Annotated in this window: 8 protein-coding genes and 2 tRNA genes; 5 read left to right on the top strand and 5 right to left on the bottom strand. The window is 55.8% G+C overall.

Annotated features, from left to right (window positions below; genetic code table 11):
- Together Q0239_RS01280 and Q0239_RS01275 are read left to right on the top strand one after the other, a co-directional pair.
- The coding region (locus tag Q0239_RS01280; RefSeq protein WP_298597145.1) for a zinc-binding dehydrogenase at positions 1-528 on the top strand (528 nt) is incomplete at its 5' end.
- Positions 529-547: 19 nt separating this feature from the next.
- On the top strand, positions 548-1,984 hold the full coding sequence (locus tag Q0239_RS01275; protein ID WP_298597142.1) for an aldehyde dehydrogenase family protein: 1,437 nt from the start codon (positions 548-550) through the stop codon (positions 1,982-1,984).
- A 17-nt stretch (positions 1,985-2,001) separates the two neighbouring features.
- Here the strand turns inward: Q0239_RS01275 and Q0239_RS01270 are convergent.
- The 4 genes from Q0239_RS01270 to Q0239_RS01255 form a co-directional block, all read right to left on the bottom strand.
- Positions 2,002-2,078, bottom strand: a tRNA-Pro gene (locus Q0239_RS01270).
- 13 nt (positions 2,079-2,091) lie between these two features.
- A tRNA-Ile gene (locus tag Q0239_RS01265) sits at positions 2,092-2,168 on the bottom strand.
- 67 nt (positions 2,169-2,235) lie between these two features.
- Positions 2,236-3,297: a polysaccharide deacetylase family protein gene (locus Q0239_RS01260; protein WP_298597139.1), complete on the bottom strand. Its 1,062-nt coding sequence runs from the start codon at positions 3,295-3,297 to the stop codon at positions 2,236-2,238.
- Entirely contained in the window at positions 3,260-3,970 is a 711-nt protein-coding gene (locus tag Q0239_RS01255) for a histidine kinase dimerization/phospho-acceptor domain-containing protein (RefSeq protein ID WP_298597136.1), read from the bottom strand. Before Q0239_RS01255 ends, Q0239_RS01260 begins: the two co-directional genes overlap by 38 nt.
- On the opposite strand from Q0239_RS01255, the gene Q0239_RS01250 reads away from it, so the two are divergent.
- Positions 3,899-4,426: a hypothetical protein gene (locus tag Q0239_RS01250; protein WP_298597148.1), complete on the top strand. Its 528-nt coding sequence runs from the start codon at positions 3,899-3,901 to the stop codon at positions 4,424-4,426. The genes Q0239_RS01255 and Q0239_RS01250 overlap by 72 nt on opposite strands.
- 713 nt (positions 4,427-5,139) lie before the next feature.
- The gene (locus tag Q0239_RS01245; RefSeq protein WP_298597133.1) at positions 5,140-5,613 is read left to right on the top strand and encodes an Lrp/AsnC family transcriptional regulator; all 474 of its coding nucleotides are present in this window, start codon (positions 5,140-5,142) and stop codon (positions 5,611-5,613) included.
- A 51-nt stretch (positions 5,614-5,664) separates the two neighbouring features.
- On the opposite strand, the gene Q0239_RS01240 is transcribed toward Q0239_RS01245, so the two are convergent.
- A complete protein-coding gene (locus Q0239_RS01240) occupies positions 5,665-6,951 on the bottom strand; it encodes a hypothetical protein (protein WP_298597130.1) in 1,287 nt (428 codons plus the stop codon).
- 268 nt (positions 6,952-7,219) lie between these two features.
- On the opposite strand from Q0239_RS01240, the gene gyrA reads away from it, so the two are divergent.
- A partial coding sequence (gyrA, locus tag Q0239_RS01235; RefSeq protein ID WP_298597127.1) for a DNA gyrase subunit A occupies positions 7,220-9,065 on the top strand: 1,846 nt, incomplete at its 3' end.

Raw genomic sequence — 9,065 nt, 5'->3', positions numbered from 1 at the left:
TTCGGCGGCGGCCCGGTCGGCTTGGCCGCGGTGATGGGTGCGGTCATTCAAGGGTGCAGCACCATCATCCTTGTCGAACCCATGCCGTCGCGGCGCGAAGTCGCGATTGAATTGGGCGCAACTCATGTCATTGATCCGGCGGCAGGCGACCTGACTCAAGCCTTGCGCGCCATCGTCCCCGAAGGCCTCGATTTCGCTTTTGATAGCAGCGGTGTGGTCGGCGTGATTGAAGCTGGCTTTGCCGCCCTCGGCAGCCATGGCGCGATCGGACTGGTTGGCGTTCCAAAGGAACCGACCGACAGCATCAGCGTTAATATCTCCGCGCTGATGACACCCGGTCTTCGCATCATCGGCATCATCGAAGGCGACAGTGATCCGCAAAGCTTCATCCCCGAACTGCTCGCACACCATGCCGCAGGGCGATTCCCGTTTGACAAGCTTATCCGGACGTTCAAACTGGACGAAATCAACGAAGCCATAGCGGCACAGGCGCGCGGCGAATGTATCAAGGTGGTGTTGCTGCCCTAAGCGACAGAGGAGAGAGACAATGCAGTTCGATTCAGATTATCGCATGCTGATCGGTGGAAAGCTCGAAACCGGTTCGGCCAGCTTTGATGTCCTCAATCCCGCCAATGAGCAAGTTATCGGCCAGGCACCCGACGCAACACCCGAAGATTTGGATCGCGCCGTTGCAGCTGCGCGGGCGGCTTTTCCGGCTTGGTCTGCACTTCCAATCGAAAAGCGCCGCGAATATCTGAACGCCATGGCGCAGGCGATACTGGCCAATATCGATCCGCTCAAACGCCTACTCACGTCCGAACAGGGTAAGCCCCATGCCGATGCGGAAGCTGATGTCGGCGGTGCGGCCTTCTGGCTGATGGGCGCGTCCTCGCTCGATCTGCCGGTGGTGGTCAACGAAGATAGCGACGAACGCTATAGCGAGACGCGCCGGGTGCCTTTGGGCGTTGTCGGTGCAATTGCCCCGTGGAATTTCCCGATGATCCTTGCCGCCTTCAAAATCGGCCCCGGTCTGCTTGCCGGAAATACCATGGTGCTGAAGCCGTCCCCTTTTACCCCGCTGACCACGCTGAAACTGGGTGAAATCATCAAGGACATCCTGCCCGCAGGCGTGCTCAACATTATCTCGGGTGGCGACAATCTTGGGCCGTGGATGACCTCGCATCCCGATATCGACAAGGTCAGCTTCACTGGATCGACCGCCACGGGCAAGAAGGTCATGCAATCGGCCTCGGCCACGCTGAAACGGGTCACGCTCGAACTCGGCGGCAACGATCCTGCGATTGTAATGCCCGACGTGGATGTCGAGAAGGTCGCAGAGCAACTCTTCTGGGCGGCGTTTGGCAATAACGGCCAGATCTGCATCGCCACCAAGCGCATGTATGTCCACAAGGATATTTACGAGCCGCTGCGTGATGCCATTGTCGCTTATGCCAAAACCGTGAAGATCGGCGATGGTTCCGAACAAGGCACCCGATTGGGCCCGATCAACAACCGCCCGCAATATGAGCGTGTGCTCGACCTGATCCGCGATGCGAAGGAGAAGGGCTATACCTTCCTGATGGGTGGTGAGAAGTCAGACGTGCCCGGCTATTTCATTCCGGTCACCATCCTCGACAATCCGCCTGAAGACAGCCGCATCGTGCAGGAAGAGCAATTTGGCCCCGTATTGCCGCTGCTGAAATTCGACGATTATGACGATGTCGTCGCGCGCGCCAATGCGACTGAATATGGTCTTGGCGGCTCCATCTGGGGGAATGACGAGGACAAGGCCTTCGAAATCGCCAAGCGCATCCAGAGCGGCACCGTCTGGGTCAATGAAGTCCAGCATCTGTCGCCGACTGCAGCCTTTGGCGGCCTGAAGCAGTCAGGCCTGGGCGTCGAAGGTGGCGAAGAAGGTTTGCTCGAATATACCAACGCGCAAACATTGGTACGCAAGAAACGCGTCACAGAACCCGCAGGTTGAAGGCAGAATTGGAAAAATGGTCGGGGAGACAGGATTCGAACCTGCGACCCTCTGCTCCCAAAGCAGATGCGCTACCAGGCTGCGCTACTCCCCGACATGGAGCATTATGGTGGGCCCGGAGGGACTCGAACCCCCGACCTAGCCGTTATGAGCGGCCAGCTCTAACCAACTGAGCTACAGGCCCCCTGAGCACCGCGCCGATAGCGGATGCCTGACTAGAAAGGCAAGCAACAAATCACTACCGGCTCAAATCACTTCGGGAAAGCAGCTGCTGTAATACCGTCGATGGATGATGGCTTGACGTTCCGCTTTTGAAGATGCGTAAAAACCTGCTCCCACCAAGAATAAAATAGCTCGAGTTGCTGTTCCGTGCGCACATAAGGGGTGTGACCGACAGCCAAGGAAGGCGAGTGGAAAGAGAAAGTCAGCACCGGCAAACCATCGTCAATTGCCAAATCGATAGCCTCGATCGCCTTTTCTGCCGGAATACCCTCCGGCGTAAGCGCAATTCGTTCCAGCATCCCGCTGCGCGCAAGCGCCGAACGCATGGTTTCCGAACTAAAAACCTGATCGAATAATAACGGCCCCATCGACCGGAACAAACCACCGAATAGTGAGGTTACCGGTAATTCCAGTAAACTGCCTGGTTGAACCCAATAGGGCGTCAAAGGACTTCGTGCATAATTCGGCCCACCCTGTTGGCGATAATCAAATAATGACCGCACCGAAGTATCTACACGGATCCCAAGCTCGGCAAGGAATGTCGGGGTGTGGGCCCCTGCCCCGTAACGGCCAGCACGATAGCTATTGGGCCGACAACCAATTTTCTTCTCTACCATTTCATAGAGCTTGAACAGCTTAGCTCTCTCCAGATCAGGTGCAAGGTTGCACGCATAGCTATTGCGGACATTAACCTCTTCATCGAAGGGTGGAGTCACCCAAGGATGCAACTGCAATCCGACTTCCGCGACACCGCTGTCTACCAAGCCAGCGAATAATTCGGCGCCAAAGCCGTCCTGCGCAACCGGATAGTCGACTAGATATACCGGTTTGACGCCAAAACGCTCACATAGTTTCTGGAACGGTTCGATTGAAGAAAGATGGGTAACGCCATGCCGGTTTCGACTGAAAGGTGCGGACCAGTCAAATTCTTCTTCGGTATCAACCGTTACCAGAAAGCAGGGTGTCGACTGCCCAGAGAGAGCGACCGGCGGACCGATTTTCGGAAAGCCTTGAGGATCGGACGACATAGCCACCTCCCCAAGCTGTCCCATGTTAATCGCCCCCGATATCCCTGAAATCCATATCGCCATCCTGTACGGCTGGGATAGACAATACTAGACTTTCCTTTTGAAAGCGTAAATCGCCGCCGGCCTTTCGCGCCAAATTCCTCACTAGGCGAAGCGAAAAACCAAGCCCGAGCAACGGAGAAGATGTGTCCGCCGGCTGTTCAAATTCATTATAGGAAGGATCGGTTCCGAAAAGTTGATCGTCTGAAAACTCCCGCAATTTGACGGGCAGCTCCAAATAGAAAAGATTGGATGCCGTAACACCGGGTTCTGTCTTGAAGCGTCCATTCAAGCTTTCACCTTCACTGCAACCCATCATGACAGCGGACAAAAGCCTTGAAAAAATTCGCTCTGACAATGTTCTATCGATGGCAAATGCCCTAACCGGGTCGGCAATTGCTAGGTTTAGTTGAATCCGGTTTTCCTCACTGACCGGCTCCAAGCGCTCTGCCAATCTTTTGGCAAGCCAGCGACATTCAGTTACCCCTGGTTCAACCTCAAAATTACCTGCGTCCAGACGCGAAGCGACCGACAGGTCCTCAAAACCAGCCAACAAACGTTGCGCATCGGCAAGGATTGCACCTGCCATCTGGCGATATTCGTTTGAGACCGGTCCGAAAAGCTGTTGCTCGATAATCTCCGCAAATCCGGCTATGGCTCCAAGCGGGGTTCGCAGTTCATGCACGACTTGCTGCATGCCCTCACCACGCTGACGGCGCCATTGTTCATTCAAGGCATCAGCTTCTGGCTTCTCGGTCAGCTTTGGCCGACGCATCATGCCACGATAGCCACGGAAGCGGCCTGTCATCGGATCGAAAAACGGCGCAGCGCTTATCCGCCAATCGCCATCTACCAAAGCGCTCCCCCTCAGCCGCATTCGCGCATTTTCGAGCGGCATGCGCTGACGAAAAGCGGCTGCGCCATAGGCGTCTGGGCCTGGGCCATCGTCATAGGCTGCCCGCGCTATATCGACACCCGCTACCGCACCTCTAGGTATGTCGTCAGCCCAGATGATCGTTCCATTATCATCGGTTTCAAAGCTGAATTCATTAGGGGGCAGAATCGCATCTTCGGTAAATTCATCACCGAGTGGCAGCCGCGGCGAATCCCCTGCTTCGCGATCTTTGCGCCACTGTTCAATCCGGCGAACTAAGGCACCAATTTCACCCGAAGGTGCCACTTCGGCTGCGTTGTCTGCCGGCGTTGCTTCGATCGTGCCTTGAATACGGAAATCAGCACCAGACCAACTTTTCAAGGCAAGTTGTGTTTTCTGACCTAAATCTGTTCGGTTTCGTAAAAATCCGCGTGCCCTGACCGGTAGTTCAGGAATCAATTCGCTCCATTCACTGTCGGAAAGATCCGCGCCGTAAATTGCGACGGCAGCGATAGCTGGTTCATCGCCTGCCAGCAATTGCACCAGAGGCGCTGATCGTATCCGACCCGACAGGGCCTGAACCCCGGCGAGTCGTTCCTTTGCATCGAGTGTGCGACCAAGTGCATGCGCGTTGACCAAGCCTTTGGCCACTATTTCGCCGGGAAAATCGCGCGGATTTTGCGCTAGAATATCGATTAATTGCCGCCACTGCCCAATCCGCGCCGCCTCAGACGAAGTGTCGATATTCTGCAATGCAGTGGCAAGGCGATCGTCTACACGCAACGGGCTTCTTCTGAACGAAAAGGGTTTGGTCCGATCTATCGTTAGCGGGGCAAGAGGTGCCGCAAAAGCTGCATTTTCGCTGCGTCACACTATGGGACATAGCTTATCCACAACGTTGACAAACCTACCTGTCCGGCTTTGGAACAATTGCAATTGCCTATAATTTTATTTTATGGTTAGCTGTGATCTGGTTAGGGAAATAACATAAAATGGCAGCAATCAGTTTCGATGCGATCGATTTGAAGCTTTTAGCCGAGCTTCAGGAAAATGGACGCATTACCAATGTCGAATTGGCCAGCAAGGTCGGACTAACAGCCCCACCCTGTTTGCGTCGGATGCGCACACTTGAACAATCGGGTGCGATCCGTGGTTATCATGCGGAGGTTGACCCGGCTGCGCTAGGTTATTCGATTATGGTTTTTGCTATGGTCAGCCTCAAGAGCCAAGCGGAAGCTGATCTGCGTGCCTTTGAAGAGCATGTGCGTTCGCTACCGAATGTCCGTGAATGCCACATGCTTAATGGAGAAATTGATTTCATCCTCAAAATTGTGGCGCATGACCTGCAGTCATTTCAGGAATTCCTGACATCCCAGTTGACAGCCGCGCCTAACGTTTCGAGCGTAAAAACATCTTTGACGATCCGGACGGCCAAGGACCAGCCTGGGGTTCCCATATCAGACTAAAAAAGGGCCCGCGCTTGCACGCAGGCCCTCTTTATCACTTTTGATGCTGGGTTATGCTGCAGGTACAGCTGCCTGCTGGTCGATGTAGATGTTCCAATATTCGGCAATACCCTTGCGCTTTGTTCCCGTGATTTTGGCCAATGCTGCCTTTGCTCCGGCCCAATCCTTCAGATAGACATTGGCAATAGCAAGATTTGTGAGTGCACGGTCGGTCTGATCAATACCATCGCGATCAACGATGCCGCCCTTCGACAGCGCAGCTTCATACATGGCCTTCGCGCGGCCATATTGAGCGAATGACAGCAGGGCGTCGCCGGTCAGCATGGCAGAATAACCCTTGGGCGCGGCCAGAGCGGCCTTTTCGTCTTGCGCCCACGTTCCCGAAAGCTCTGGAATCAGTTTCTGAGCGCTCGAGTAGATTTCCGAAAAGGTCAGATTGCTCTTCGAGATCGTCCCTTTGGCAAAGCCTTCGTCAAGCACTGCTGCCACTTCGGCGGGATAGCGGCGTGCATCGGCATATTCGACATATTGTTTGAATTCATGCTCAAACATCAGCGCCTTGTTCAGACGCGCCAGACGCAGGAGCGACAGCGACTCGAGATTGTCGAGGTCGGCGATGCGCTGATATTGGAACAGGGCATCGTGATAGGTTTCGGGGCGAGGGTCGACCTTGATCATCTCCTTGCCCCAATGAAGGATCTGGGTGTTGTCCTTGGCCCGGCTGGCATAGTTCAACGCCTGCGCGTACCATTGCGGATCGGGTTTTCCACCTGCAGCCTTGGTCGCTTCAACTGCCTTGCCAAGCCAATTGATGGCCTCGCCATAATTATTCTGCAGGCGATAGGCGTTCGAAATCTGCACCTCGGCGTTGCTGCCGCGATAGCCCATATTATAGGCTTCGAGCATCTTCGTCGTCGCGGTTGGATAATCCTTGTCGTTGTAGAAATAGAGAGCCTGCTGGAACGTATAAGCAGGTTTCATCTCAGCCGGTGCCACGCCGCTTTCAACGATCAGGTTGACGCCCTTACGCTGCATTGCGGCGTCTTTCAGCTGGCTACCCAGATTGAAGGCGAAAACGCCCGCTTCGAAACGATCATCTGCATTCATGATCGCCGCCTCAACGGCCGGAAACGCTGCCGCTGCCGCAGCCGCGTCCTTCTTCTTCGCTAGCGCATCAATAGCGGGTGCGTACGCCTTCTGGAATTCCTTGGAATAATTCCGCTTAACCGGCTTCGCAGCCTCCGCTTTTTTCTTGTCATCCTTCGCAGCATAAGCAGCGGGCACAGCGACAAATGCACCCAAAGCAAGGGCAGCGGCAAATTTCGAAATGCGATTCATTCTACTCTCCAACTAGAAAACAGACCGGCCAATCGCACAAAAGGCGGCCCTGATTTGCCGCCATCCTTACGCGCCTCGCCCATGTTTCGCAATCGGGATAGCGGGGCGGAGATGAATTCTGGTTGAATGCATTTGTAAACTATCCCCATCACCCCGAATCTGTGGATAAACTGGTGAAAAACGCGCATTTCAGGGGTGTTCGGGTGGCTATTTCTACCCCGCTGGGCTAGGGTCAGCGCTTAGATAAAAACATAAGGATTTTTGCGGCGTGAGCGAAGAGATCGAACCGATCGAACCCACTGATATTTCCCCGGTAGACATCGTCGACGAAATGAAGTCGAGCTATCTCGACTATGCCATGTCCGTCATCGTCGCCCGTGCGCTGCCCGATGTGCGTGACGGGTTGAAGCCAGTGCATCGCCGCATCCTTTTTGCGTCGCAAGAAGGCGGCATGGTCGCGGGGCGCCCCTATCGCAAATCGGCCAAAATCGTCGGCGACGTGATGGGCAATTATCACCCGCATGGCGATAGCGCGATTTATGACGCGCTCGCCCGTATGACGCAGGATTGGTCGTTGCGCGTCCCACTGATCGACGGTCAGGGCAATTTCGGTTCGATGGATCCCGATCCGCCGGCGTCGATGCGTTACACCGAAGCGCGCCTCAAAAAGGTCGCCAATGCGCTGCTCGATGATCTCGACAAAGACACTGTCGATTTCCAGCCCAATTATGATGGCTCGCGTCAGGAGCCGCAGGTCCTCCCTGCCCGCTTCCCCAACCTGCTCGTCAACGGCGCTGGCGGCATTGCTGTCGGCATGGCAACCAACATCCCGCCGCACAATCTGGGTGAGGTTATCAAGGCCTGTCTCGCTTATATCGAAAACCCGGGTATCACGGTCGATGAACTGATCGAGATCATCCCTGCCCCCGATTTCCCGACCGGCCCACTGATCCTTGGCCAGACTGGTGCGCGCAATGCCTATCGCGAAGGCCGAGGCTCGATCGTAATGCGCGCGCGGCATGAGATTGAAGAGGGCAAAGGCGACCGCCGCTCGATCGTGCTCACCTCAATCCCATTCCAGGTCGGCAAATCTGGCCTTGTCGAAAAGATTGCCGAAGCTGCCAAGGACAAGCGGATCGAGGGTGTTTCTGACATCCGCGACGAATCAAGCCGCAAGGGCGTGCGCGTCGTTATTGACTTGAAGCGTGACGCGACCCCCGAAGTCGTACTAAACCAACTCTGGCGGCACACCCCGGCGCAATCGAACTTCCCCGCCAACATGCTCGCGATCCGCGGCGGACGGCCCGAAGTGCTAACACTGCGCGACTTTATCGAGGCGTTCATCCGCTTCCGTGAAGAAGTCATTACCCGCCGCACCAAGTTCGAGCTGAACAAGGCCCGTGACCGCGCGCATATATTGCTCGGACTGGTCGTTGCAGTCACCAACCTCGATGAGGTTGTACGCATCATCCGCGGCTCTTCATCGCCACCAGAGGCCCGCGCGGCGCTTCTGGCGCGCGAGTGGCCCGTGGCTGAAATCGCCCCCTATATAAAGCTGGTCGAAGCAATTGAGACCGAGCATGAGGGCGAAACATACAAACTTTCCGACCTGCAAGTCCGCGCCATCCTTGACTTGCGCCTGCACCGCCTGACTGCGCTTGGCCGCGACGAGATTGGCGACGAACTCAAGGAACTTGCCAAAGAGATAGAAGAGTATCTCGCCATTCTCGGCGATCGTGTGAAGCTTTACGCGGTGATGCGCGAGGAACTGGAGGCGATCGACCGCGAGTTCTCCACCCCCCGCCTGTGTGAAATCGCGCCGAGCTGGGATGGTCTTGACGACGAAGACCTGATGGAACGCGAAGAGATGGTCGTTACCGTCACCCATGGCGGCTATATCAAGCGCACCGCGCTCGCCACCTTCCGCGCGCAGAACCGCGGCGGCAAGGGCCTCGCCGGCATGGCTACCAAAGATGAGGATGCCGTCACCGAATTGTTCGTGACAAGCACCCACACGCCTGTGCTGTTCTTCTCAACCGTTGGCAAGGTCTACCGCATGAAGGTGTGGCGGCTGCCCGAAGGCGGGCCAAACACGCGCGGACGGCCGATGATCA

Source organism: uncultured Sphingorhabdus sp., from assembly GCF_937872355.1.
Taxonomy (GTDB): domain Bacteria; phylum Pseudomonadota; class Alphaproteobacteria; order Sphingomonadales; family Sphingomonadaceae; genus Sphingorhabdus_B.
Note: the sequence above shows the minus strand (reverse complement) of the source record. Positions and strands in the feature narration are given on the sequence as shown.

What these genes read in the sequence shown, in the direction of transcription:
- Q0239_RS01240 (WP_298597130.1), bottom strand. Translation starts at nt 6,951, where the DNA reads ATGAATCGCATTTCGAAATTTGCCGCTGCCCTTGCTTTGGGTGCATTT.
- Q0239_RS01260 (WP_298597139.1), bottom strand. Translation starts at nt 3,297, where the DNA reads ATGGCGATATGGATTTCAGGGATATCGGGGGCGATTAACATGGGACAG.
- Q0239_RS01255 (WP_298597136.1), bottom strand. Translation starts at nt 3,970, where the DNA reads ATGCAGCAAGTCGTGCATGAACTGCGAACCCCGCTTGGAGCCATAGCC.
- Q0239_RS01245 (WP_298597133.1), top strand. Translation starts at nt 5,140, where the DNA reads ATGGCAGCAATCAGTTTCGATGCGATCGATTTGAAGCTTTTAGCCGAG.
- Q0239_RS01275 (WP_298597142.1), top strand. Translation starts at nt 548, where the DNA reads ATGCAGTTCGATTCAGATTATCGCATGCTGATCGGTGGAAAGCTCGAA.